This is a genomic window from Thermosynechococcus sp. B3, from assembly GCF_030323045.1.
Classification (GTDB): Bacteria; Cyanobacteriota; Cyanobacteriia; order Thermosynechococcales; family Thermosynechococcaceae; genus Thermosynechococcus.
Genome location: NZ_CP097584.1, coordinates 904,056 through 927,920, shown reverse-complemented (window position 1 = coordinate 927,920; position 23,865 = coordinate 904,056). Strand labels below are relative to the sequence as shown.

General features: G+C 52.6%; 23 protein-coding genes, 2 pseudogenes and 1 riboswitch. Of the genes and pseudogenes, 12 read left to right on the top strand and 13 right to left on the bottom strand.

Annotated elements, in window-relative coordinates; all coding sequences use genetic code 11:
• Positions 1-209: 209 nt before the first annotated feature.
• Positions 210-355: riboswitch (cobalamin riboswitch) on the bottom strand.
• Between the two features lie 151 nt (positions 356-506).
• A complete protein-coding gene (locus M0646_RS04725; protein ID WP_286649917.1) occupies positions 507-950 on the top strand; it encodes a SufE family protein in 444 nt (147 codons plus the stop codon).
• Between the two features lie 117 nt (positions 951-1,067).
• Here the strand turns inward: M0646_RS04725 and M0646_RS04720 are convergent, their stop codons facing one another.
• A complete protein-coding gene (locus M0646_RS04720; RefSeq protein ID WP_286649916.1) occupies positions 1,068-1,850 on the bottom strand; it encodes a glycosyltransferase in 783 nt (260 codons plus the stop codon).
• Between the two features lie 17 nt (positions 1,851-1,867).
• On the bottom strand, positions 1,868-3,682 hold the full coding sequence (thrS, locus tag M0646_RS04715; protein ID WP_286649915.1) for a threonine--tRNA ligase: 1,815 nt from the start codon (positions 3,680-3,682) through the stop codon (positions 1,868-1,870).
• Between the two features lie 248 nt (positions 3,683-3,930).
• On the opposite strand from thrS, the pseudogene M0646_RS04710 reads away from it, so the two are divergent.
• Positions 3,931-4,470 (top strand): annotated as a pseudogene (locus M0646_RS04710) (response regulator); the annotation flags it as partial.
• Between the two features lie 166 nt (positions 4,471-4,636).
• On the opposite strand, the gene recR reads toward M0646_RS04710, so the two are convergent.
• Together recR and prfC are read right to left on the bottom strand one after the other, a co-directional pair.
• On the bottom strand, positions 4,637-5,245 hold the full coding sequence (gene recR / locus M0646_RS04705; protein WP_286649913.1) for a recombination mediator RecR: 609 nt from the start codon (positions 5,243-5,245) through the stop codon (positions 4,637-4,639).
• Positions 5,246-5,252: 7 nt separating this feature from the next.
• Positions 5,253-6,878 carry a peptide chain release factor 3 gene (gene prfC, locus M0646_RS04700; RefSeq protein WP_149818617.1) on the bottom strand — a complete coding sequence of 542 codons (1,626 nt, stop codon included), beginning with the start codon at positions 6,876-6,878 and terminating at the stop codon, positions 5,253-5,255.
• Between the two features lie 44 nt (positions 6,879-6,922).
• Here prfC and galE point away from each other — a divergent pair, with 44 nt between their 5' ends.
• Positions 6,923-7,954, top strand: a complete 1,032-nt coding sequence (gene galE / locus M0646_RS04695; protein ID WP_286649912.1) for a UDP-glucose 4-epimerase GalE — start codon at positions 6,923-6,925, stop codon at positions 7,952-7,954.
• Between the two features lie 23 nt (positions 7,955-7,977).
• On the opposite strand, the pseudogene M0646_RS13195 reads toward galE, so the two are convergent.
• Positions 7,978-8,344 (bottom strand): annotated as a pseudogene (locus tag M0646_RS13195) (transposase); the annotation flags it as partial.
• A gap of 166 nt (positions 8,345-8,510) precedes the next feature.
• On the opposite strand from M0646_RS13195, the gene M0646_RS04685 reads away from it, so the two are divergent.
• On the top strand, positions 8,511-9,776 hold the full coding sequence (locus M0646_RS04685) for a hypothetical protein (RefSeq protein WP_286626818.1): 1,266 nt from the start codon (positions 8,511-8,513) through the stop codon (positions 9,774-9,776).
• Here M0646_RS04685 and M0646_RS04680 read toward each other — a convergent pair.
• Positions 9,765-10,523, bottom strand: a complete 759-nt coding sequence (locus M0646_RS04680; RefSeq protein ID WP_286626817.1) for a hypothetical protein — start codon at positions 10,521-10,523, stop codon at positions 9,765-9,767. The two genes, M0646_RS04685 and M0646_RS04680, sit on opposite strands and share 12 nt — an antisense overlap.
• Positions 10,524-10,750: 227 nt before the next feature.
• The gene (locus M0646_RS04675) at positions 10,751-10,960 is read right to left on the bottom strand and encodes a chlorophyll a/b-binding protein (RefSeq protein ID WP_149818613.1); all 210 of its coding nucleotides are present in this window, start codon (positions 10,958-10,960) and stop codon (positions 10,751-10,753) included.
• Positions 10,961-11,147: 187 nt separating this feature from the next.
• On the opposite strand from M0646_RS04675, the gene M0646_RS04670 reads away from it, so the two are divergent.
• Genes M0646_RS04670 through M0646_RS04660 form a run of 3 tightly spaced genes read left to right on the top strand, consistent with a single transcriptional unit; the run spans position 11,148 to position 15,581 of the window.
• Positions 11,148-12,128 carry a bestrophin family protein gene (locus M0646_RS04670; RefSeq protein ID WP_149818611.1) on the top strand — a complete coding sequence of 327 codons (981 nt, stop codon included), beginning with the start codon at positions 11,148-11,150 and terminating at the stop codon, positions 12,126-12,128.
• A gap of 23 nt (positions 12,129-12,151) precedes the next feature.
• Positions 12,152-14,458 carry a heavy metal translocating P-type ATPase gene (locus M0646_RS04665; RefSeq protein ID WP_286626816.1) on the top strand — a complete coding sequence of 769 codons (2,307 nt, stop codon included), beginning with the start codon at positions 12,152-12,154 and terminating at the stop codon, positions 14,456-14,458.
• Complete coding sequence (locus M0646_RS04660) at positions 14,433-15,581, top strand: tyrosine-type recombinase/integrase (protein WP_286626814.1); 1,149 nt, start codon at positions 14,433-14,435, stop codon at positions 15,579-15,581. The genes M0646_RS04665 and M0646_RS04660 overlap by 26 nt, the downstream gene beginning before the upstream one ends.
• Here M0646_RS04660 and M0646_RS04655 read toward each other — a convergent pair.
• The 3 genes from M0646_RS04655 to M0646_RS04645 all read right to left on the bottom strand — a co-directional run bounded on the left by M0646_RS04655 (position 15,559) and on the right by M0646_RS04645 (position 17,696).
• On the bottom strand, positions 15,559-15,762 hold the full coding sequence (locus M0646_RS04655; RefSeq protein WP_011058047.1) for a hypothetical protein: 204 nt from the start codon (positions 15,760-15,762) through the stop codon (positions 15,559-15,561). The two genes, M0646_RS04660 and M0646_RS04655, sit on opposite strands and share 23 nt — an antisense overlap.
• 65 nt (positions 15,763-15,827) lie before the next feature.
• The gene (locus tag M0646_RS04650) at positions 15,828-16,091 is read right to left on the bottom strand and encodes a DUF3146 family protein (protein ID WP_149818605.1); all 264 of its coding nucleotides are present in this window, start codon (positions 16,089-16,091) and stop codon (positions 15,828-15,830) included.
• 12 nt (positions 16,092-16,103) lie between these two features.
• The gene (locus M0646_RS04645) at positions 16,104-17,696 is read right to left on the bottom strand and encodes an Hsp70 family protein (RefSeq protein WP_286626812.1); all 1,593 of its coding nucleotides are present in this window, start codon (positions 17,694-17,696) and stop codon (positions 16,104-16,106) included.
• A 120-nt stretch (positions 17,697-17,816) separates the two neighbouring features.
• On the opposite strand from M0646_RS04645, the gene hemH reads away from it, so the two are divergent.
• The 3 genes from hemH (at position 17,817) to M0646_RS04630 (ending at position 19,536) form a co-directional block, all read left to right on the top strand.
• On the top strand, positions 17,817-18,983 hold the full coding sequence (gene hemH / locus M0646_RS04640; protein WP_190278227.1) for a ferrochelatase: 1,167 nt from the start codon (positions 17,817-17,819) through the stop codon (positions 18,981-18,983).
• Between the two features lie 81 nt (positions 18,984-19,064).
• Positions 19,065-19,349, top strand: a complete 285-nt coding sequence (locus M0646_RS04635; protein WP_149818600.1) for a hypothetical protein — start codon at positions 19,065-19,067, stop codon at positions 19,347-19,349.
• A 16-nt stretch (positions 19,350-19,365) separates the two neighbouring features.
• Positions 19,366-19,536 carry a hypothetical protein gene (locus M0646_RS04630; protein WP_149818598.1) on the top strand — a complete coding sequence of 57 codons (171 nt, stop codon included), beginning with the start codon at positions 19,366-19,368 and terminating at the stop codon, positions 19,534-19,536.
• Positions 19,537-19,539: 3 nt separating this feature from the next.
• Here the strand turns inward: M0646_RS04630 and argC are convergent, their stop codons facing one another.
• Positions 19,540-20,592, bottom strand: coding sequence for an N-acetyl-gamma-glutamyl-phosphate reductase (gene argC, locus M0646_RS04625; RefSeq protein ID WP_286649911.1), 1,053 nt, complete (start codon positions 20,590-20,592; stop codon positions 19,540-19,542).
• 202 nt (positions 20,593-20,794) lie between these two features.
• Between argC and M0646_RS04620 the strand changes: the two genes are divergently transcribed.
• Positions 20,795-21,124, top strand: a complete 330-nt coding sequence (locus M0646_RS04620) for an Hpt domain-containing protein (RefSeq protein ID WP_226972011.1) — start codon at positions 20,795-20,797, stop codon at positions 21,122-21,124.
• 5 nt (positions 21,125-21,129) lie between these two features.
• A complete protein-coding gene (locus M0646_RS04615; RefSeq protein WP_286626807.1) occupies positions 21,130-21,828 on the top strand; it encodes a DUF1995 family protein in 699 nt (232 codons plus the stop codon).
• Between the two features lie 7 nt (positions 21,829-21,835).
• Here M0646_RS04615 and M0646_RS04610 read toward each other — a convergent pair whose 3' ends face one another.
• Together M0646_RS04610 and M0646_RS04605 are read right to left on the bottom strand one after the other, a co-directional pair.
• A complete protein-coding gene (locus tag M0646_RS04610) occupies positions 21,836-23,272 on the bottom strand; it encodes a serine/threonine-protein kinase (RefSeq protein WP_286649910.1) in 1,437 nt (478 codons plus the stop codon).
• A 7-nt stretch (positions 23,273-23,279) separates the two neighbouring features.
• Positions 23,280-23,813, bottom strand: coding sequence for a hypothetical protein (locus M0646_RS04605; RefSeq protein WP_286626804.1), 534 nt, complete (start codon positions 23,811-23,813; stop codon positions 23,280-23,282).
• Between the last annotated feature and the right edge of the window lie 52 nt (positions 23,814-23,865).

Genomic DNA, 23,865 nt, shown 5'->3' with positions numbered 1-23,865 from the left:
CCAGCATCATCAGCAGAACCTAGCGTGGGTCACTGCAAGAGGAGCCCTTCTCTAGGTGCTTGTAGGTACTTGAAAATCTCCAAAATCACTTGTGCTACAGTAACGGCAGGAACCTTGCCAGAAAAGGGCGGTAGGGGGGGTCTTTACCTAGGCAAATTAATGAAAATTGAAGCATGAAGAACATCATCCGTACCTCGCAGATGTTGGCATAACGACATTCACAACTCGGCGGGCATTCTGACTGAGAGAGTAGTGCCTCTCATCACAGCTGCGGGACAGCGGCAGATTTGCACTGCACTTTCCCCCTTGCGTCTGATGGCTGATCCCCACCAGAACCGAGTAAGTACATTAAAGGCTAACACAAGTTACGAGTTAAGGGTAAGAGCACGGCGGTCTATTGGCATGAAAAGCTGCCCCTAGGTTGACTGCTGCCGTTATTGTGCAACTGCTGAGGGTAAAATCAGAAATGGTTATCATTTTTCTCAGCAGCGTTCTTCTAAGTCAATATGCCCTCTGCCTGCCAGCCTTTACCGGCTTCCCTCGATCGCATTGTTCAGCGGTTCCAACAGATCTCAGATCCAAAGCGGCGCTATGAATACTTGCTGAGCTTTGCAAAGCGCCTGCCGCCATTTCCTGAGGAGCAGAAGGTCGCCGCCAACCGCGTGCCCGGCTGTGTCTCCCAAGTGTACGTGAAAGCCTCTTTAGAGCAGGGCAAGGTGATTTTTCAGGGGGATTCTGACGCTCAAGTGACGAAGGGATTGGTGGGGCTATTGGTCGAAGGGTTGAGTGGGTTGACACCCGCAGAAATCCTGCAGTTAAAACCTGACTTTATTCAGCAAACCGGACTAAATGTCAGCTTAACCCCCTCGCGAGCCAATGGCTTTTACAACATTTTTCGAACGATGAAAGCCCTAGCGTATCACTTGGCCGAGACTTCGTGTCACACTTAAAGCCTCAGCTGATGGGACTACAGCAGCAAAAGCTGGACTGGTTGCTAGAGAACACCTTTACGAAGGAGGATAATCCCTTAGTTGTAGGATGACGCAGCAATCCACGCAACGGGGACATTAAGCTTCGTTTAAGGATTTAACACTTCTGCTTGTACCCCATATTAGAGAAGGTATGTACTTAGGAATAACAACTCGAATAAATAAAGCACAAATAAGAATTAATATTTGTAAAAGCAAGTTTTTTCCAGTTTCTACCTGTAAACGGAAGACATCACATACAACTGATAATTTATCAGTTGATGAAATACCGCCAAGCATAAATTCTCCGGCAATAAAATCGCATCCGTGAAACTTACAGCCATTTTGAATAGCAGTTTTGATAAAGAAGTAGTCTGCGCCAACTGGAAATCTATAGGAATAGTATCCTAGTTGCCTATGAAGATCGGTTTTAATTAGAGTACCAACAGCATGGGAAGATATGTAGGCTCCGGCTGAAAACAAATACGGTCTTCCTCTATTAGGGCGCCTTAATCGTTTACCTAACCACACATGTGCTGATAGTATATCTGCTTTCGTAGAGCAAGCAGCTTTTCTAAACAACTCTATTGCATTCTGTTCTAGTACATCTCCAGCACCTAAAACAAGATAATAATCTCCACTTGCAATTTTAAGTGATTTATTGATCGCATGATATAAACTAAAATCTGGTTCTGAGATAATTTTTATATTTAAGCCCTTTGTAGACTGAATAATACTAATGGTACTATCAGTTGAAGCACCATCTCCAATAATCCATTCAAAGTTTTTATCCGTTTGACCTTGAAGGCTTTTAATGGTTCGAGTAATCGTATCTTCGACATTGAGAGTTGCCGTAATAATTGATATAAAAGGATAGGTCATAATGAGTTAACCTCTAGCTACTGCCACTGAATCTCGGCATCCATTGCATTCATTGCCGATGTCAGTTTCTCGATCAGTTGTTTAACCGGCAAGGCGCCGACATCGCCTGCAGCACGGGTGCGGATACTCACGGTCTCGCTTTCGACTTCCTTGGCACCCACAATGCCCATCACGGGAATTTTCTGGGTTTCAGCATTGCGGATTTGTTTACCTAGGCGATCGCCACTGCGATCCACGCTCACGCGCACACCCTGCTCTCGCAGTTGAGCGGCCACACGTTCGGCATAGGGGCGTTGCTCATCCCCCACGGGCAACAGGCGCACTTGCTCTGGTGCCAGCCAGAAGGGGAAATCCCCTGCATACTCCTCAATGAGAATGCCAATGAGCCGCTCCAGCGAGCCAAAGGGGGCACGGTGAATCATCACTGGTCGGCGGCGGGTATTGTCCTCAGCAACGTATTCCAAATCAAAGCGCTCAGGCAAATTGTAGTCCACCTGAACCGTTCCCAACTGCCACTCACGACCGAGAGCATCCTCAAAGATAAAGTCTAGTTTCGGCCCATAGAAGGCGGCCTCCCCAATCCCCAAGAAATGCTCCATGCCCAACTGTTCTACCGCTCGCTGAATTGCTGACTCCGCCTTTGACCAAGCCTCGTCGGAGCCAATGTACTTGTCGGATTTGGGATCGCGGAAGCTCAGCCGTGCCTTGAATTTATTTAAACGCAGACAGCGAAAGACTGAGAGAATGAGATCAACCACATTCAAAAACTCGGCATCCAACTGCTCCGGCGTGACAAAAAGGTGGGAGTCATCAACGGTAAAGCCGCGCACCCGCGTCAAGCCCCCCAATTCCCCGGACTGCTCATAGCGATAAACCGTACCAAACTCCGCCAACCGTAGGGGCAAGTCACGGTAGGAGCGCAACTCACTTTTATAGATTTGAATGTGGAAGGGGCAGTTCATTGGCTTGAGGACAAAGCCCTGCTCGTTGGCTGCCGCCTCAGCATCTTCGGCCATCAGGGGAAACATATCCTCTTTGTACTTTTGCCAGTGGCCAGAGGTCTTAAATAGATCCACACGGGCAATGTGCGGACTCACCACCGGTAGATATCCCCGCTTCATTTGCTCTTTTTTGAGAAACTCCTCGAGGGTTGAGCGCAGAATCGTCCCTTTAGGAGTCCACAGGGGTAGCCCTGGTCCTACAGGATCAGCGAAAATGAAGAGACCCAGCTCTTTGCCCAGTTTGCGGTGGTCGCGGCGCAGGGCTTCTTCCTTGCGGCGTTTATACTCCGCCAGTTGCTCAGGGGTTTCCCAAGCAGTGCCATAAATGCGCTGCAGTTGGGCTTTGGTTTCATCGCCGCGCCAGTAGGCACCGGCAACACTTTCAAGGGCGATCGCCTTGGGGTTAATCTCACCGGTGTTTTCCACATGGGGGCCGGCGCACAGATCCCACCACTCATCGCCGAGGTGGTAAATCGTAATTGGCTCTTCGAGGTCTTGGAGAATTTCTAGCTTATAGGGTTCTCCCAGTTCGCGGATACGCCGCTCAGCTTCCTCACGGGTTACTTCCTCACGGATCACTGGTAACTTGCGTTTAATGATCTTGACCATCTCCTTCTCAATGAGCTTCAGGTCTTTTTCACTGAAGGGTTCGGGGTGGTCAAAATCGTAATAAAACCCATTCTCAATCCAAGGACCAATTGTAACCTGCGCCTTGGGAAACAGCTTCTGGACTGCCATGGCCAGAATGTGGGCACTGGTGTGGCGAATCCGCTTCAGCTGCTCCGACTCACTGGTTTTGGGGAGGTGGATAGGGGCAGCAGACTCTGGCATAGGGTGTGACGTATCGAACAAATCTTTGGTAGGGGTGAGACTTCTATTGTGACATTCTCCTGCCCTCAAGGGTGGGTCTTTGACCCCAAATTTTTGGGTTCAGGGACGCTTTGCGGCAGTGTAAGGCGAGTGGTCAACTCCAAAAGACAGGGCTATGCTAAGGTTGGAATCACGTGGTGGTCATGCCACTGCCGCCCTCTATTCACAATCTCTTCTATAGGAATCTTGTATAGGAATGGAGTGTTTCCGTGACTAGCCGCAAAGTCCTTGTCATTGATGACAGTAAAGTAATCCGGATGCGCGTCCGCGAGATGTTGCCAGAGGGCGACTACGAAATCCTTGAGGCCAAGGATGGCCGTGAGGGGCTGCAACTCATTGAGCAGTCTGAGCCGACGTTGATCATGCTGGATTTTCTGCTGCCGAAGGTGAGCGGCTGGGAAGTTTATCAAGAATTGGAGAAAAATGATCTCCTTGGCGCTATCCCCCTCGTAATTATGTCAGGGCGCAAGGAAGAGGTCACCGAAAAGCTCCAAGAACCCTTTGAGTGGTTTGAGTTCATTGAGAAGCCCTTTGAAAAAGAACAACTCGAAGCAGCAATTCAAGAGGCCTTTCGCAAAGCCCGTAAGCCCAGACCCGTCAAAGCAGCAGCTCCTGCGGAAGTAACGACTCCCGTCGCTGTGGATCTCACCCCCGTCTATGCCAAACTGGCCGCCCTTGAAGGCGCTATTCAAGCTTTGCAGGCACAATCTGTCAAGGCAAATGACTTTGCTCAACTTCAAGCAACGGTTGCGCAACTGCAACAGCAACCAGCGGCAACAGGCAGTGGTGGGGATGACAATCGCCTCGCCGCTTTGGAAGCGGAAAACCAGCGGTTACACCAAGAAGTCGAGCAACTGAAGCGAGCCATTCACCAAATTGTGACGGCATTGCGGCGATTGCAAGGGGGGCACTAAGCTACTGCCACTCAATTTCCCGGCGACCGGCAAGGGCACGGGCAAGGGTCATTTCATCGGCATAGTCGAGATCACCGCCCACCGGTAGGCCAAAGGCAATGCGAGTGACCTTCACAAAAGGCCGCAGCAGCTGCCCCACATAGAGAGTGGTCGTTTCCCCTTCAATACTGGGGTTGATGGCCAAGATCACCTCTTGCACCTGCGGTTGGCTGGCGCGCTGAATCAGAGGTTGAATGTGCAGGTGTTCGGGGGTGATGCCCTCTAGGGGCGAAATGAGTCCGCCCAAAACATGGTACTTGCCGTGGTATTCGCGGGTTTTTTCAATGGCAATGACATCGCGGGAATCAGCCACAACACAAATGGTGTGATCGTCACGGTGGGGGGAAGCGCAGATGTCGCACACGGGTTCCGCAGAGAGGTGAAAACACACGGAACAAAGCCCCACCTGCTGTTTGGCGTCAAGGAGGGCTTGAGCCAAGGCTTGGATATCGGCTTCGGGACGTTTGATCAGATGGAGGGCAAGACGTTGGGCGGTTTTTGGGCCAATACCCGGCAGGCGTTGCAACTGCTCAATGAGGCGAGCAAGGGGACGGGTATAGACACTACTCATGGGTCAGCTAGGCAGGCACAGCAGCGGCAAGGGGGGCGATCGCGCTCAGGCGCAGTTTGGGATGATCTGCCATTGTCTGTTGCAGATTCCACTCATTCTTAAAGAGCAGCACCGGCCGTCCCCAACTGTCTTTGACGGTGACAGCATTAAAGATGCGGCCAATGGCTGCAAGGGCTTCCCAACCATCCAGTACCCAGCGCGCAACGGTATAGGGGAGAGGGTCAAGACGAGTTTCCACACCGTATTCGTTTAATAGGCGAAACTGCACCACTTCAAATTGCAATTGGCCAACTGCCGCCAGAATCGGTTCTCGTTTCGATTCATCGGTAGAGTACATGATTTGCACGGCACCCTCTTCCCGTAGCTCATTCACCCCTTTTTGGAAGGATTTGAACTTGGAGGGGTTGGGGTTGCGCAGATAGGCAAAGAGTTCTGGGGAAAAACAGGGAATGCCTTCATATTCCAATTTGGGGCCGACATAGAGGGTGTCGCCAATGGCAAACATGCCTGGATTATTCAGGCCAATCACATCGCCCGCATAGGCCGTTTCAAGGGATTCGCGACCTTGGGCAAAGAGTTTTTGGGGACGAGAAAGGCGGATGGTTTTGCCGGTACGAGCATGGTTGACGGTCATGTCCTTTTCAAATTTGCCGCTACAGACCCGCACAAAGGCGACGCGATCGCGATGTTTCGGATCCATATTGGCCTGCAGCTTAAAGACAAAGCCAGTGAAATGCTCCTGCGTCGGATCAATCGCCCCGCGATCGCTCTTGTAGGCCATGGGTGGCAACGCATAGGTCAAAAAGTGCTCTAGAAACAGGCGCACGCCAAAGTTGGTCATGGCACTGCCAAAGAAGACAGGAGTCATTTTCCCCTGATGCACCAGATCAAGATCTAGCTCCGCCCCCACGCCATCGAGCAGTTCTAGTTCATCCTTGAGTTGGTTGTATTCCAAGCGATAGGACTCAATGTAGGGATCAATGGCAGGATCCCCAAGGGCAATGACCGTTTCAGCCGCAGCACGGCTACCGTGGGTGGTGCGCTCAAAGAAGTGAAAATTCTGCCGCAGGCGATCATAGACGCCGCGAAAGCGATCGCCCATTCCTAGCGGCCAGTTCACAGGATAGGGAATCAGCCCCAGCTCCTGTTCAATTTCATCAATCAGTTCAAGGGGTTCCCGCCCCGGCCGATCCAGCTTGTTGATGAATGTAAAAATCGGCAGACCCCGCAGTTGGCATACCTCAAAGAGCTTGCGGGTTTGGGGTTCTAAACCCTTGGCCGCATCCACCAGCATCACAGCATTATCAGCCGCCGCAAGGGTGCGATAGGTATCTTCACTGAAGTCTTGGTGGCCGGGGGTATCCAAGAGGTTAATCTGATAGCCTTGGTACTCAAACTGCAAGACCGTCGAGGTAATCGAAATCCCCCGTTGTTGCTCCATTTCCATCCAGTCAGAGGTGGCTTGCCGCTGTGCCCGTCGTGCTTTGACGGCTCCCGCCTCGTGAATAGCCCCACCGTAAAGCAGTAACTTTTCCGTCAGCGTCGTTTTCCCGGCATCCGGGTGAGAGATAATGGCGAAATTACGACGTCGTTTCACCTCTTGGGTGATTTCATGGTGTAAGTCACTGGTCATGGCAGAATTTGTAGCAGCTTTTCTAGTGTAACAGATGGACTTTAATGACAATTAATAATGGTAATAATTCGCCGCTGATTCTGGTCACCGGGGGCGCGGGCTATATTGGCAGCCATACCGTTTTGGCACTGCAGCAAGCCGGCTTTCAGGTTCTGATTTTAGATAGCCTTGAGCGAGGGCACCGCGATTTGGTCGAGTCTGTTCTTAAAACAGAACTCATTGTGGGTCATATTGGCGATCGCTCCCTCTTAGATTGGATTTTTCAAACCTATCCCGTGACGGCAGTAATGCACTTTGCTGCCTATATTGAAGTGGGCGAGTCTGTCCGCTCCCCCGATCGCTTTTATCAAAATAATGTTTATGGTGCCCTGACCCTCTTACAGGCGATGGTGGCCGCCGCGATTCCCTATTTTGTCTTTTCCTCCACAGCCGCCGTCTATGGCTTGCCCTCAGAGGTGCCGATTCGCGAAACCTGTCCCTGTGCTCCCATTAACCCCTACGGGCGCTCTAAGTGGATGGTGGAGCAAATTGCTGCCGATATGGGCAGGGCCTACGGCCTCAAGTCGGTGATTTTCCGTTATTTCAATGCCGCGGGTGCGGATCCCGACTCCCGCTTAGGGGAAGATCACCATCCAGAAACCCACTTGATTCCCCTAGTGTTGCAGGCGGCGATGGGACGACGCCCCCACATCTGCATTTATGGCACAGACTACCCTACTCCCGATGGCACCTGCATTCGCGACTATATCCATGTCGTGGACCTAGCCCAAGCCCATGTGCTGGGATTAAAGTACCTCCTGAGTGGCGGCGACTCGCAAATTTTTAACTTGGGGAATGGCCAAGGCTTTTCGGTGCGGCAAATTATTGAAGCCGCTCAGAGGGTCACAGGTTGTTCGATTCCAGTCGTTGAGGGCGATCGCCGAGCAGGAGACGCCGCAATCCTCGTTGCCAATAGCGATCGCGCCCGTCAGATTTTAGGTTGGCAGCCGCAGTATCCTGACATCGAGCAAATCATTGATCACGCTTGGCGATGGCACCAGTACCGCCACGGATCAGGCACAATTGTGGCAATATAGCTATTCCAATCAAGAATGAGACATTATCCAGCACAATACTTGCGAATCACCTCATCCATAGAACGGTTTGACCCTGCATACCTGCGCGCTCGCTTCAGCCCACTCACTTCAGCCCACTAAAGTCATGCTCAACCACATTCAAATCAGGAGAGGATTTCGGTAAAAATAACACCGCGTGACCCGCCGCTTTTACCACTGCCTGCATCCCCCCTTGCGGATGAATCGGTGCATTATCCATAATCAACTAATCAACAGCGATGGTTTCTCTAACGCCGGCAAACAGTACTCACTCAGCCAGCTCACAAACCCTCACCCATTCAAATACCCGCAAAACAGCATTGGGGCTATAAAGTCTTTCTGGTGTCTATACCGTCTTGCCACTAAACGCTCTACTTTTCTGACACTTCCCAACTCTCCATCAATCCGTTAGCCTCGCGCTGACCACCCCTACTCACAGGCCACCTGAGAGTCAAACGCTGTCTCATCATCCGACACAGCCTGAAATATAGGGGATGATTGCGGCAACATAGACAAGAGACCTTCTGTGAAAACCACTATGGGTTGTAGCATTCTCCTTTCCTTTGTGGGTCATCAAGATCCGTACTCTGAGAAAACCAACCAAGAAGGCTCCATTGTTTCACTGGCAAAGTTTTTAGCCCAACAGCAGCCGATCAAACGGGTTCTATTGCTCTACACAGAAGACTTTCAACAACGGGCGATCGACACCAAGGACTGGCTTCACAGTGAGCTGCAAATTGGCGAGGCGGCAATTCACCTAAAAGTGGTCAGCAGGGAACTCTCCGCAGACCCAATTAACCCTGTCATCGCCGTCCAAGAGGCCAAGCGCGCACTACACCTAGCCAAGTATTATCAAGGCTCCAACGACTGGCTAGAACTGAATGGTTCCTCTGGTACCCCCGCCATGAAAGCGGCTTGGGGCATTTTACAGGCGATCGAGACGCAACACCGACTCCGGCTATGGCAAGCCCGCAATCCCCAAGAAATTCGACCGGGTCAAAAGCGAGTATTTGCGGTGGACTTAAATGTCTTTCGCCAAGCGTTAGATCGTCAAGGGATTCAACAGCAGTTGGATAGTTATGACTACCAAGGGGCTGAAATTTCCCTCAAGCATAGCTCTATTGAGGCTCCTCTGGCCTTAGCACTGATTCGCTATGGTAAATATCGCCTTGCCCGCAACTACCACCAAGCCTTTGATGCCATCAACCCCTACAAAACTAAGATTGAAAAGCTCTGGCTTCAGGAAATCGCCCAACTGCGGCAGAACAATCGCCACGCCCTCTTTCGGGACACTTACTTTCAAGTTGTTGGCCTATTTACGGTGGGGCGCTATGCAGAAGCCCTAATCTTGGCCATGAGTTTGTACGAAAACTTATTGCAATACTTTGTACAAGAGACGGTGGGTCTTGACATTACAACTGATGGAGCAACGCGAGAACGCAGCTTGAACTTGCTGCAACACCACGATCACGGTCGGCTTTGGCAATACCTCAGAAGCTACCAGCGCAAAAATGGCGATCGCCTGTTCCTTGATGTCGTGACGCGGGAGCTTTTGCTAGCAGTTTTAGAGTATGACTCCCAAACAATGGATCTTGCTCCTCACTTCCAGCGGATCGAGGCCTACTATCAGCAACGCAATAACGTTGTCCATCAACTGGCAGGACTGTCCGAGGTTGAAGATATGCAAGAAAAGGTGCTGAATGCCCTGAGACAGATATTAAGCAAAGTGTTGCCCGAAAAGCAATTGTCTTGCGATCCTTTCAAGGCCTTAAACTGCGTGATTGTTACTCACCTATCCCGCTGAAGCGACTCCATTAGCCTGATAAGGATTTTGTGCCACGATTGTGATGACCTCAAATCCCCCGCGATCGCCCCTCAGGTGATTTTCAAAGCCACGCGGATTGGGTAATTGATTATTAGGATCGTAAACAAAACAAATCAATTTTCTAAAACTCATTTCACTATGGCGGTACGCTTCAAGGTCTATTGCTAATTCGTCAAATAATCGATTGCGCCCTCTCTGTGCTGAGACTACCCCTCTCTGTGCTGAGACTACCTTGACCTCAATTGCCACCTTCTCATCAACAAGCATAAAGTCAATCAATCGACCATGGGAGTAGGGCTGAGGAATAGGGTACTCCCGTCTAATATCCGAGTTGGGAAACGTACTTCTCAAGAGCCTTTCAAGGACAACTTGCACATCTTTCTCTTGGAAATTACTGGGAAGCTGTGAATGCGCTCTACTGTAGAAATTGCGACATAGATCAAGAATTTGCTCTAGGGATTCTCGCTGGGAGTGATCTAAACTGACATCTGTTTGATCCCTTGGGGCGATCGCCCTTTGAGGTTGCTGACTGAGGAGAGCTTGCTGATTCTCGCGAATGGAAAACCAAGCCGCACTGAGACTAATTGAGACACCGCCGGTGGCTACAGCCATATTGCCATAGCCAATGCCCACGCCTGCACAACCCAAACCGAACAAAACTGCCAGATCAGCCCACAGGCATTTGGTCGAGTAGCCGAGGATGCGCAAAATTTTTTCTCGCAGCATAGGTTAAATAGACGATTTTTTGGTTAGTTTACATAGCTCTGTCCATAGAAGCAAGATGTAAACAATAATTTATGATTTACTAATTCCAATAAAGACTAATTCCAATAAAGACTAAAAGCAAAAAGCCCACCCCGAGAGGCAGGCTGACCCATTCCATGAGTTATTTGTTCTTTCTAACCGCACAAGGGCTGCTGAAGAACGGATATGCCTAAGAGCGCAGCGACGACCTAGAGGCTATTCAAAAAGCCAATCAGACCGTGACCCGTAATCACTTCCAAGGCCAGCAGGGAGATAAAGCCAATCATGGCCAAGCGACCATTGAACAGTTCTGCATAGGGAGTAAACCCAGCCTGCGGCTCACTCATCACGTACATTTTGGGTTCAATGGCAAAGTTGTTCATTTTGCCTTGATCATCAATGATGCTACCACCTCTCATTTTTGTCCTCCGTTTGTTACAAAGTGTTTCATGTTCTTAATATAACTTAACACTTCTGTGGGGGAATGGCAAGGGCTAACGGATTTTCTTAAGATTTGCAGTCTCTTCGGTTGTTCTTTGCGGTAAAAACACGGTTTCAGTACGCCAGTGTGCTAAAGATTGGGGTGGGAATCGCCCACTGGTATTCATGAGCCGCTTCTCTTTCCTCGGTTTTCACCCCTTCAGACGCCAATTACCCCGAGATCGGTCGGGCGTGGCGAAGTTTTTGTTGCAACCGCCGCAATGGTTACGTCTTGCCCTGCGTTTGCGTGGCTCAGTCATTCCGGCCATTCTTTCGGAAGTCCTCTTTTGCGGTGGCTTTGGCGTCTTGGTGACGGTGATCGACCTTTATGTGATCAATGTCCACTGGCCAGTGCTAGGCAGTCTCATTCCCTCGATTGTGCTGGGGTTGCTCCTCGTCTTTCGCACCAACACTGCCTATGAGCGCTTTTGGGAAGGCCGCCGCCAGTGGGGCAACATTGTGAATAATTCCCGCAGCCTAACCCGCTTGATGTGGACTGCCATTGACGAAAATAGTCCGGAGGATCACCAAGCCAAAATTGATGCCGTTCATTTAGTGGGGGTGTTTGCGATCGCCACCAAGCAACACCTGCGAGGAGAATCCTTTGCCGAACTGGAACCCCTGCTCAAGCCCCATCAATACAAAGAGCTACAAACGGTGCAAAATGTCCCCTTGCGCATTGCCCTGTGGATTGAGGACTATCTGCACCAACAACACCGCCGAGGGCACCTGTCCCTATATCAACTCACCTACATAGATGAACTGTTGGTGCAATTGGTGGATGCCATGGGTGCCTGTGAGCGAATTTTGAAAACACCGATGCCCCTTGCCTATGCCATTCATCTCAAGCAGCTATTATTTCTCTATTGCTTGCTGCTACCCTTTCAACTGGTGGATAACCTTGTGTGGTGGACAGGCCCAATGGTGGGACTCATTGCTTTTACCCTCTTTGGCGTTGAAGAAATTGGCATCGAAATTGAAAATCCCTTTGGCCGTGACCTCAATGATCTGCCCTTGGATGCAATTTGCCTAACAATGCAGCAGAATATCAATGACCTCATTAGTGCGCCGACCCATCGCCATCGCTCCCCCCAGCCCTTTTCTTAACCGATCCTTAGGGGTAATTGATCATGACTGCAACTGTGGTTTCCCCGCCGCCAGCAAGGGTTCATTACGAAGTGGTGCATCACCTACCGGGGCGAGTGCGGTTGCGGATTCCCCGCCTGCAATATGACGATCGCTATGGGCGGCAACTGCAAGCTCTCTTTGTTCAAGAAGACAGTGTGCAACAAATTCGCCTTAACTTGCCCGCCGCTAGCCTGATTGTTCAATACAGTCCTGAAGCTGACAATCCCCTTCACCGCTTTGGCCAATTGATTCAGGCCGCAGCAGATGAGCGTTTACCCTTACCGGGGATGCTGCCCATTGATAAGTTGGTGTACTCCCCTTGGAACACCGCTTACTTTATCGAGAAAATGGCGCTACCCACCTTGGCGCTGGCGATCGTGGCGCTACTACCAGTACAAACCCCCTTCTACCCTGCCATTGTCGCCACTGTGATTGTGATTGTGGCACTGCCCACCTTCCAAGAAGCCCTAGAGAGCCTCGAACACCGCCATCTCAACGTCACCCAACTGGAATCCCTCTGGACGATTCTGCATACGCTGCAAGGGGAATACATGGCGCCGGTGTTAGCTGCCTTTATGGGGCAAGTGGGGGGGTCACTGCGGGATATGACCGCTCAAGTGGGGGAAAACCAAGTCTTTGACCCCCTCGATCAACAGCGCACCTATTGGGTAGAGCGGGGCGGCACTCGCCAAAATGTCTCTGTGCGCGAGCTACAGGTGGGCGATCGCGTGATTGTGGCCGCCGGATCTGCGGTGCCCGTGGATGGTACCGTGCTCTGGGGATCCGCCGTGATTCAGCGGCAGTTTCTCACGGGAGAGTCGGATCTACTGCCCTGTGAACCTGAGCAAACGGTGCTGGCCTCTTCCCTTGTGGTGCGGGGACAAATTTGCGTTGTTGCTGAAGCCGTTGGTGAAGAGACGCAGGTGGGCAAAACGCTGCAACTGGCTCGCCAAGCGCCGCAACTGGATACCCGCATTGAAAACTACGCTGAGGAAATCTCGAACCAAGCCATTTTGCCGGCAATGGGCGTGGCTGCCATTGTTTATGGGGTTACCTTGGATGCCCATCGGGCGATCGCCCCTCTGCAATTGGATTTTGGCTCAGGGATTGGCATTACCATTCCCACTGCGATTTTGGCAGCCCTCACCCATGCGCCCCATGTCGGGGTGTATTTTCGCAATGGCCGCGCCCTTGAACTGCTCTCACGGGTTAATGTCATTGTTTTTGACAAAACCGGCACACTGACGGAAGTGAAGGGAACCATTGTGGGGGTCAATCTCCTCAAGCCCGGCCTGAGTGAACAAACGCTGCTCTATTGGCTGGCAACTGTGGAACAGTCAATCAATCACCCCTTTGCCCTTGCCATCCTTGAGTATGCGGCTGAACGCGGGATTGAGGGGGGAACCTATAGCAACTGGGTCTATGAGCCGGGTAAAGGAGTTGCGGCAACCGTCGAGGGGCAAGAGATTTTGGTGGGCACCCCCCAACTGATGCGCGATCGCCAAGTGCCCATTGATCTTGATGAACTGCGCACCCATGAAGGCGTGCTTTGGAACCGCTCCCTTGTCTGTGTTGCCTGTAATGGTGAACTGGTGGCACTGGTGTTCTATAGCAACCCCGTGCGTTCTGAAGCCGCTAGTGTGATTGCCGCTCTGCAACAGCGGGGTATTGAGTGCTATATGGTGACGGGAGATCACCACGAAGTCGCCAATGCGGTGGGCTATGCCACTGGCTTTCGTCTCGGTCAAATCTATACCAATAAAATGCCAGAGGACAAAGTTGAACTTCTAGAGAAGTTTAAAAATGGTGGCGAAAAAGTCGTGGCCTATGTGGGCGAAGGCTTCAATGATACAGCAGCAATGGCCTACGCTGATATTTCCATTACCCTTTCTGAAGGCAGTGATGCGGCGCGGCAAACCGCAGATCTTCTCTTGATGAATAATCGCCTTGAGGGACTGGTGCAGGCGATCGCCCTCAGCCAAGAAGTGATGAACATTATCAATCAAAATATCGCCCTTGTGGTCATTCCCAATGTCAGTGTGGTTTTAGCGGGGGTCTTTTTGAGCTTGCACCCTGTGATTGCCGTCTTGATTAGCAATGGAGCAACCCTCTTGGCCGAACTGAATAGCCTGCGCCTCCTCACGAACTATCGCCCCGTCAAAGTTGAGCACAAGTCCAGTCGTAGCCGCTCCCAAGCGGGGGTTCTCGATATTCCTTGGAAAAAACGTCCGCGCCGCAGTTTTGGTCATTTCGGCAGCGAGTTGAGTTCTGAGTCCCTCAGCAATGGCCACGTCCCCTCAGAAACTTGACCAACAACTTCAGCAGGTCAATCAACGCCTCAAACTGGCGCAGTTGGGTCTGCAAATTGAACAACGCGGCCAACGTCTCAGCCTGCGGGGTACCCTGCCGCCACGACCGGGCAGTCATCGGCTCCGCCCCCACCAACAGCGTTTAAGTCTAGGGTTACCCGCCACCCCCAGCGGTCTTAAGGCAGCGGAAAAGGAAGCCAAAATTATTGCCGCCAAATTACTGGAAAACACCTTTCGCTGGCAGGACTATGAACGGGTCAAGGGCTTAGGGCGCCTTGGGGAGTTATCCTTGGGGGAACAAATTACTGCTTTTGAAACTGCCCTGTTGGCTCAAGGGGATCTCAGCCGCACCACTTGGGAAACGGCCTATGCCCCCTATTTGCGGCAGTTGCTCAAAGCCGCCGCTGCCCATCCCGACCATTCATTACCAGAACTGATCTATGGCCTGTTGCAGCAAATCCCCGCTGATAAGCGACAACGGCAGGTGGCCTGTACCGCCTTTCAAAGGTTTTGTCGGTTCCTAGGGGTAGAGTTACCGATTCCCCTAGCTCAGTTTTGGGGCACCTATTCGCGGCGATCGCTCCAACCACGGGAGTTACCCAGTGATGAGGAGATTCTAGCCGCCTACCAGCAAATTCCCAATCCCCAGTGGCGCTATGTCTATGGCTTGATGGCGGCCTATGGCCTGCGCAATCATGAAGTGTTCTTCTGCGATTTAAGTGGCCTTGTCACAGGTGACGCGGAAGGGATGATCGAGGTGCAGGAAACGACAAAAACTGGCTGCCATCAGGTGTGGCCCTTTCCTCCCCAGTGGGTCGAGGTGTTTGGCTTGCGATCGCCCCAGTTGCCGAGGATCAATACGGATTTGACCCAAACAACCCTCCAACGCATTGGCCAGCGGGTAAATCAACAGTTCCGTCGCTACGGCTTGCCCTTTCGTCCCTATGACTTGCGCCATGCGTGGGCGGTGCGCACAATTCACTATGGCTTACCCGATACCGTTGCCGCACGGATGATGGGACACAGTGTGGCGATTCATACCCAAACCTACCACCGCTGGCTGACCCTACGGGATCAACGGCAGGCAGTGGCTCGTGTCCTTACTCAATTCGAATGCTCTTGAAGTCACTGGGGGGGGGTGGCGGCGGGCTGGGGGGCTGATAGTCGCCGTACTGCTTGAGCCAATCGCTGACTGGCTTTTGATCAAGGCTCAACCCCAACAATCCAGAGACAAAGCCGCCCATAAAGGCAACGGGTTTTTGGCTCAACTCTTTGACAAGGGGCGCTAATTCGCTCAAGAACATAGGCTATCTGGCAATATCAGCACAGGTTTCCTCACTGATTGTAGCTTAGGCACAGCGGAACGCACCTAAAACTTGGCACGGACAACAAATTCATAATCGCCCCCCGGCTCCAATTGATAGTCTTGGGCTTCCAGAAACCGCCCCAAGGGTTCTTTGATCAGAGCACGCCCAAGGGCTGGGGAGATTTGCAGTTTTTTCGCCTTAAATTGCCAGCAAAATTCCCACTGGTACTCGCTGGCGCAGACATGGCCACGAATGTGACCCTCTTGCCAACTGTGGGCAATGATGCGGACATAGGCAGTAGTTTGGGGTAGGGAATGGGGAGCCACAATGCAATTCGGTCAACGCAATTGGGTGACGATTTGATTATTGATGAGACGCTCTTGGGTGAGCAAGTCATCAACGGTAACTCGCAGTTGGCGATCGCCATCCACTTGAAAGAGAACCCGAATGCGATCGCTCCCCGGATAGCCAGGGGGATCCAGCTTGGCGAGGGTTTTGCCTTGGGGGGTGTCATTGAGGGGCTGCACCGTGCGTTCACCGGCACTACGGGTAATCAGGCGATCGCCATCAAAAAAGATCTCCACACCCCCTTGCTCGTCCCCCAATTCACCAATCACCAGTTCAATACTGGGCTGTCCCTCCGTCGAGGCCCCTAAAATCAATTCCACGGGTTCGCCCATGGGGTAGGGTTGTCCCCGCTGGATAATGGGGTGCCAGCCATGACGGTTGAGCTTAGCATCCCAGAAGCGAATGCCGTAGCTGTGGTAGAGAAAATCCTTGAGATCCAGCCCTTGGGTCACTGCTAGAGCACCCATGGCCACCGCTGTAAAAGGCTGTTGGGCGTTGATCTTTGTGGCCTCAAAATACTCAGCAACCCATTTTTGCACTGCGGGAATTTGCGTTGTCCCCCCCACTAGGAGCACCGCATCAATCGTGTCGGGGGTGATCCCTTGGCGGCGAGCCTGTTGGAGTACTTGAGTGAGGGCATCATCGAGGCGTTGGAAAAATTGCTGTTGGCGAAGCATCTCCTCCAGTTCAGACCGTTCGAGGCGCAGTTCAAGGGTGGTGAAGGCTTCGCTGTCAAAGTACACCTCTTGGGCATAGGGCTGCTGCGAGAGTTGAATTTTTAAGCGCTCGGCAAGGCGCAGGAGTAGGCTATTGGCGGTCATTCCCCGCTTCACCCACTCATCCACAATCCAGTGGTCAATATCGGTGCCCCCTAAATTTAAGCCCGCTTTGGCAATCACCCGCGCTGTGCGAGGCCGTTGGTTGTCGCTTGAGGCCCACTGGCGATCGCCCCACTTGAGAATAAATCCCAAAGGACGGCTTTGGCGTTGATCGGTCTTGAGTTCCACAAGGGAGAGATCGAGGGTGCCCCCACCAAAATCAATCACTAAAATCAGCGGGCGATCGGCCACGCCATAACCTAAGGCCGCGGCCGTGGGTTCATCCAAGAGGCGAATTTGCTCAATGGCAAACCCCTCACACACCTGCAACAGCCAACTGCGATAGGTTTCAAAGCTATCCACCGGCACGGTGAAGATCAACCCCTGTTCGACATCGCCGCCGCTAGTGTGTTTCAGTTCCTTCAACAGGGCTTGCAAAAACCACGTGCCAATGGTTTCAAAGCTCAAAGAACAGCCATCCAGCTCGGGTAAATAGCCCTGTACGGTGGCGCCAATCCCCCGCTTAAACCGCGAGAAAAAGCGACGATCGCCCACGACATCAAACCCGCGATCGCGCACCTGCTGCCCCACCACCACAAGGGGGACACTGGCATCCTCCACATAGGCCAAGCTAGGAATGAGCGCCGGTACCTCACCAAACCCCACCGAGAGTCCAGAGAGCGTTACCGCTTCCGCCGCTTGGGTGGCATAATTCCACCGCGCCACCAACGTATTACTGGTTCCAAAATCAATTGCGTAGGTCACCGTTTGCACACATCAACCGCATTCTCTCATCCCTACCTTACCGAGATTTTTTCCCCTTGAGATCCTGAGAGTATGTCACAATAAGAAAGCGATCGCGAAAAGATTTAGGTGATTTTGGGAATGGCGAGCCAAACAGGTGTACTACTTCTCAATTTAGGGGGGCCCGATCGCCCCGAGGATGTGCGCCCCTTTTTGTACAACCTGTTCTCTGATCCCGAAATTATTCGCCTACCCTTCCGTTGGCTGCAAAAGCCGCTTGCTTGGTTTATCTCCGCCAGTCGTGCCCGGCGCTCTCAGGCCAACTATGCCCAAATTGGTGGCGGCTCTCCCCTGCGGCGGATGACTGAACAGCAAGCCCGTGCCCTCAAGGATGCCCTAGGAGGCATTGGCATTGAGGCCAATTTGTACATTGGTATGCGCTACTGGCACCCCTTTACCGAGGAGGCGATCGCCCAAATCAAAGCAGATCAAATTCGCGATCTAGTGATTTTACCTCTTTACCCGCAGTTTTCCATTAGCACCAGTGGCTCTAGTTTTCGCCTCCTAGAGAGCCTGTGGAACCAAGACCCTGAATTGCAAAAGATTCGCTATACGCTGATCCCTTCTTGGTACAACCACCCCGGCTATGTGGCGGCTATGGCGGACTTGATTCGCCAAGAACTCGACCAATGCCCCAACCCCGACGAAGCCGTGATTTTCTTTAGTGCCCACGGCGTTCCCAAAAGCTATGTCACCGAAGCAGGGGATCCCTACCAAGAGGAAATCGAAGCCTGTGTAAAGCTCATCATGGCTGCCCTGAATCGCCCCAATGTCCATGTGTTGGCTTATCAAAGTCGGGTGGGGCCTGTGGAGTGGCTGCAACCCTACACCGAAGATGTGATTCCTGAGTTGGCCGCTCAAGGGGTGAAAACCCTTGTTGTTGTTCCCATTAGCTTTATTTCAGAACATATTGAAACGCTTCAAGAAATTGACATTGAGTACCGCGAGATTGCTGAAGAAGCGGGTATTGAAGTCTTTCGGCGGGTGCCTGCCCTCAACGATCACAAGGGGTTTATTGCTGCTCTTGCCCAGCTAGTGAAGGACGCCCTTGCTGCTCCACCCCGCACCTTTGCCGAAGTGAATAAGTCTCGCAAGCGCGTCAAGCTCTATCCTCAGGAGCGCTGGGAATGGGGGATGACCTCCGCTGCTGAACGCTGGAATGGTCGCTTAGCAATGTTGGGATTTTTAGCCTTGATTATTGAGTTGATTAGTGGTCAAGGGCCATTACACATGCTGGGGCTGCTGTGAAAAATTGCCGCCTGTTGCCCATAGGAACCTGAAAATTTTCGATAGAATAGGGGGTAACCTCACTGGCAAAGGGCTACGCCTGTGTCTGAATCGCCCAAACCGGAATTTGACAAAGAAAAGTTCCTCTTCCCCACCAGCCGCTACCATGGTGTATTTACGCCGCAAAACTTGGCCTTTAATGCCAATTTGCAGGAATTTGCTCAACGGGTGAGCTATATTTGTGGTCTGGAAACCGGCGGCAAAATTAGCACCGAGGAGGCCTACAGTCAAATTAAGGCACTTTGGAAGCAACTGAAGAAATCACGAGACTTGCTCTTTGCCAATGTTCCTCCTGAGGAGGATACGGATAGTTCAGATGTTGATTAGTTCTTGATGCGTTCTGATGGCTCGCTTAGCACCGACAACACTACTGTTAAGCTTGAGTACCGCTCCCTTTCTAGCGGCTTTGTGCCTAGGGCAGGGATTATGGCAGATGGGATTGTCCTTGAGTGCAAGCAGCACTGAGCTATTACGGGGCGATCGCCTGCCCTTGGTCGAACAGGATGAAACTTGAGTCCTAGGGATAAAAGGCGACCTGCGGTAAGCCCAGCGTTTCTGGCCAGCCCATCATTAGATTCAAGCATTGCACCGCTTGGGAAGCCTGTCCCTTCATTAGGTTATCAATGGCGGACATGACAATCACCCGGCCGGTGCGCTCATCCACCTCAATGCCAATAAAACAGGCATTTGTGCCCCATGCCCATTTCGTCTGGGGATAGAGGCCGGGGGGCAGGATATTCACCCAAGGGGAATGGCGATAAAAAGCTTGGTAGATGGTGATTAAATCTTCACGCACTAGACCGGGATCCCGCAGCGTGGCATAGACAGTGGCCAAAATCCCCCGTGGCATGGGCACGAGGTGGGGCGTAAACTGCACAAGGACGCTTTGGCCGGCTAATTCGCTACAAATAGCTTCAATTTCTGGGGTGTGGCGATGTCGAGCAACACTGTAGGGAGCAAGGGAGTTGTCAGCTTCCGCAAGCAGGAGATTGATTTTGCCCTGACGACCACCGCCGGAGGTACCGGACTTAGCATCAATAATTGCCGTATTCGGTTCAATCAGACCCTGCTTCATCAGGGGTGCTAGAGCCAGCAAGCTAGCGGTGGGATAACACCCCGGACAACCAATGAGGGCACTTTGGCGAATGCGATCGCGATAGAGTTCTGGCAACCCATAGACCGCCTGTCGGACCGTAGCCTCATCTTCCCTTTGTTCACCGTACCACTGGGTGTAGGTTTTCAAATCCTGAAAGCGATAGTCTGCCGACAAATCCAGCACTTTGCAGCCCTGCTCAAGGAGTTGCGGGGCAAGCTTACAGGCAATGCCATTGGGCAGCGAGAGAAACACCACTTGGGCGCGATCGCGAATCACCTCCACAGATACGGGTTCCACCGTGAGATTCACCCGACCCTGCAAATGGGGATATAGCTCCGTGTAGGGGCGACCCGCACTCCCCTCACCGCCAAGGTATGCAATCTCCACTTGGGGATGGTCAAGGAGTAAACGCACCAGTTGGACGCCCCCATAGCCAGAGGCCCCCACAATCCCCACCGTCACGCGATCGCCCATCGTTCCTCAATCCTGCCGCTACTGTTGGCCTCACCACTGCGATAGTGCCATCCAATCCCCTGTTTCGCCAAGGGGGCAGACCACGCTGAAGAAGTTAAGAATTATTACAAATCTAGCCTTGCTTTTCCTCTCTGATCCTTGAACAGCCCTACGGGGGACAGGCTACAATAGCGACGAAGAACCTGTCGGGAATAATGAGTTGATGACATCGCCAATTGATTGGGACTACTTGGCTGCCCTTTCGGGGGGCGATCGCGAGTTTGAAATGGAATTGCTGCAAACCTTTGTCGAGGATGCCCAAGAGCGCCTCCAAACATTGGCTAACGCTGTCAACCAAGGCAACATTGAACAAATTAAGCGGGATGCCCACCATCTCAAGGGCGCCAGTGGTAATGTCGGCATTACTGCCATGCAAACCATCGCCGCCCAACTGGAACAATCCACAACCCCGCAAACGCTCGCCCAAGCCAAAGCCCTAGTGGAAGAGCTACAGCGCCTGTTTGCCACCGTTGCTAGTGAGGTCTCCGCTTAAGACTCATGTCGATCCTGCCCCCCGATAGTCTGGAGACTGCCCTTAGCCAAGCCCAACAGGCCACCCAAGCTGCGCTTCAAGAGGGGAAAAATCGGCTGCAAATCGAGATCCTGTTGCCCGATCTCAATGCGATGGCCTTTGCCGCTGGCTACCTCCCTTTGTTTGAGGAACTAGGTCGTGATCTCAAGGTCTTTTTTGCCGATGCCGGATCTGCCGCCCTAGCCCGTCGCGAATGGGGAGAAACCGCCTATAGTGTGCGGGGCGTGAATGAACTACTGACACCCATTGCAGCGAGCGATCGCGCCATTGTCATCGTTGCCCCAACCCCTGTAGAAGTCAATGCCATTGAGCAGATGTGTGAAACGGCTGGCGATCGCCCTTTTATCCTTTTGAACCCAAGGCTTCAGGATGTGGCCGTCGTTGGTATTGGCTACGCCGGTCGGCGGCTGCGGGAGCGATTTCTCAACACCCTTGAACCCTGCTACTACCTTCGTCCCCTCGCAGAAACCATCATTCTCTGGCGCTGTTATCCGCAACCGTGGCAAATTTGGCAATACGGCAAAACCGCCCCCACCTGCCTAGCAGAATTTGAGCAACGCCCCAGTAGTGAAGACATTGAGCGTGCCCTGACGCCCCAAGGCAAACCCCGTGGTCAGGGAATCTTTAGTCGCTTGGGTGCCTTTTTGCGAGCACTTCAGAACTAGCCAATCTCTAAGGGGTGGCCGGTTCAGTGTTACTGGTTGGCGGGGGTGACACCTCGGGCATTGCCTCTGTCGGTGGCGGTGAGGGCGTAGGTGTTGGTGGAGATGGTTCAACGGTGGTGGGGGGGGCGACGGGAGGCTCTGCGTTCTTTGGGGGCTTTGGGGACTTTGGGGGTTTTGGAGAGAGGGATGGAGGAGGAGTCGGCGTTGGTTCTGGGGATGCTTCCTCAGGACTCGGGCTAGGGGTAGGCGTTTCCGTTGGCTCTGGGGTGGGCGTCGGTTCCGTAGGGGTGGGTTCCGGCTCTGGCGTCGGTGTCGGGGTGGGAGTGGGCCTCACCTCTACAGGTGGCACAATGGTCGGCAGGGTGGGTGGAAATTCCTGTTCCTGAGGACGCGGGGGGCGAGGGGTGACTGTGTCCACGGGTTGGTTGCGCAAAAATAGCCCTAGGCCAATGCCTGCTAAGCTGCCAAAGATTGCCGTTCCCAATAGCCATAGCCACGGCGAAAAATTGCGTTGTTTGAGGGGAGCAACGACGGCTGTCCCCTCCGGTTGAGTATTTGCCAAGATAGTGGATCGGTACTGCGGCATCACCGCTACTGTTGCTGTGGTTTGACGCGCCACGGGCTGTCCCATGAGCAGTTGCAGCCACGCCCGCACCGTTTGGGGACGTTCGCGGACATCCAAAGCCATTCCTGCTTCAATGGCATCAATGGTGTGCTGACTAAGATTGGGCTGAAACTGGCGTAAATCCTCGAGAGGCACGCGATCGCGCAAGACCGAGGCCACAGGAGGGCGTCCCGCCAAAAGGGCATAGAGCGTTGCTGCTAGGGCATAGACATCCGTTGCCGGCGTCCATTGGTGGCGGGGTAAATACTGCTCCACCGGCGCATAACCTGCTGAGAGCAGTCCCGTATTTGTTTCCGTCACCCCAGCAGTGTATTCACGGGCAATGCCAAAGTCAATCAGCACCACTTGATCTGTGCCGTCCCGCAGCATGATGTTATCGGGCTTGACATCGCGGTGCAGCAGCCCATGCTCATGCACTAATTCAAGGGCGCTAGCCACTTGGCGAATATAGTGGAGAGCCGTTTTTTCCGGTAGGGGGCCTTCCTCCTGAATCACTTGGGCAAGGGTGCGTCCGGGGATATAGTCCATGACAATGAAGGGACGCCCCCCCTCAATAAAGCAATCACTGACGCGCACAATGTGGGGATGATTAAACTGGGCAAGGCGCTGCGCTTCTTGGATAAAGCGCTCCCCCAGATCATGAATCCGCTTCGGGGGTTCCTGCTGCAAGTTCAATGTTTTGAGCACCACTGGCTGATGGAGCAGGGTGTGGGTTGCGCGATAGGTGACACCAAAGCCCCCCTGACTCAAAAGGGCATCGAGGCGATATTTTCCCCCTTGGAGGGTTGTGCCCACACTAAGCAAACTGAGGGAGGACATAGGCACCTTAGGGACGCAATGGAGCAGATGGAGTAGTGGTTGGCAGTGGGGCTAAGCGTTGACTGAGAATAACCAAGCGATAGCCCAAATATGCAGGTAAGGTTGCCATCATCATCAAGAGTATCACGGACAACAAAGATTCCCATTCAAACCGAGACCCATAGTAGCTGCGGTAGGGATCGTAGTTGGCACTGGGCTTGATTTTTTCCCGCAGGGCCATGGGTCGCTTAAAGCGCAATCGGCGATCGTCGAGCTTCTCAAATAAAATCCAACCCCCTTGGGCTTCCTCTTGGCAGACTTTGCGCAGGACATCGGGATCATGAAATTGGTTGCGGCGCGATCGCAGGATTTTGAATTCCCAACCTCCCAGCTTGGGGGATACTTGACGCTGTTCTTCTTTGGAGGGGTAGGTGGTCAACTGTTCCTCTTCTTCATCGCGTTGTTGGCTGAGTTGCTCCCGCCAGCCCCACCACTGATAGTAAAGCAGTGCTGAGACACCGAGGCTACCGCTCATCAGGGATAATAACAGCACTTCAGGCATGGGGAATAGGAGCAAGCGTCTGTTGGGCGATCGTACTCGAAAAGTTGATCCT

Coding starts and splice junctions, on each gene's coding strand:
- M0646_RS04665 (WP_286626816.1), top strand. CDS start 12,152: ATGACTGCAACTGTGGTTTCCCCGCCGCCAGCAAGGGTTCATTACGAA.
- M0646_RS04655 (WP_011058047.1), bottom strand. CDS start 15,762: ATGTTCTTGAGCGAATTAGCGCCCCTTGTCAAAGAGTTGAGCCAAAAA.
- argC (WP_286649911.1), bottom strand. CDS start 20,592: ATGGGCGATCGCGTGACGGTGGGGATTGTGGGGGCCTCTGGCTATGGG.
- M0646_RS04620 (WP_226972011.1), top strand. CDS start 20,795: ATGACATCGCCAATTGATTGGGACTACTTGGCTGCCCTTTCGGGGGGC.
- hemH (WP_190278227.1), top strand. CDS start 17,817: ATGGCGAGCCAAACAGGTGTACTACTTCTCAATTTAGGGGGGCCCGAT.
- prfC (WP_149818617.1), bottom strand. CDS start 6,878: ATGACCAGTGACTTACACCATGAAATCACCCAAGAGGTGAAACGACGT.
- M0646_RS04630 (WP_149818598.1), top strand. CDS start 19,366: ATGGCTCGCTTAGCACCGACAACACTACTGTTAAGCTTGAGTACCGCT.
- M0646_RS04610 (WP_286649910.1), bottom strand. CDS start 23,272: ATGTCCTCCCTCAGTTTGCTTAGTGTGGGCACAACCCTCCAAGGGGGA.
- M0646_RS04675 (WP_149818613.1), bottom strand. CDS start 10,960: ATGAGAGGTGGTAGCATCATTGATGATCAAGGCAAAATGAACAACTTT.
- M0646_RS04615 (WP_286626807.1), top strand. CDS start 21,130: ATGTCGATCCTGCCCCCCGATAGTCTGGAGACTGCCCTTAGCCAAGCC.
- M0646_RS04680 (WP_286626817.1), bottom strand. CDS start 10,523: ATGCTGCGAGAAAAAATTTTGCGCATCCTCGGCTACTCGACCAAATGC.
- M0646_RS04685 (WP_286626818.1), top strand. CDS start 8,511: ATGGGTTGTAGCATTCTCCTTTCCTTTGTGGGTCATCAAGATCCGTAC.
- M0646_RS04605 (WP_286626804.1), bottom strand. CDS start 23,813: ATGCCTGAAGTGCTGTTATTATCCCTGATGAGCGGTAGCCTCGGTGTC.
- recR (WP_286649913.1), bottom strand. CDS start 5,245: ATGAGTAGTGTCTATACCCGTCCCCTTGCTCGCCTCATTGAGCAGTTG.
- M0646_RS04660 (WP_286626814.1), top strand. CDS start 14,433: ATGGCCACGTCCCCTCAGAAACTTGACCAACAACTTCAGCAGGTCAAT.
- thrS (WP_286649915.1), bottom strand. CDS start 3,682: ATGCCAGAGTCTGCTGCCCCTATCCACCTCCCCAAAACCAGTGAGTCG.
- galE (WP_286649912.1), top strand. CDS start 6,923: ATGACAATTAATAATGGTAATAATTCGCCGCTGATTCTGGTCACCGGG.
- M0646_RS04720 (WP_286649916.1), bottom strand. CDS start 1,850: ATGACCTATCCTTTTATATCAATTATTACGGCAACTCTCAATGTCGAA.
- M0646_RS04670 (WP_149818611.1), top strand. CDS start 11,148: ATGAGCCGCTTCTCTTTCCTCGGTTTTCACCCCTTCAGACGCCAATTA.
- M0646_RS04725 (WP_286649917.1), top strand. CDS start 507: ATGCCCTCTGCCTGCCAGCCTTTACCGGCTTCCCTCGATCGCATTGTT.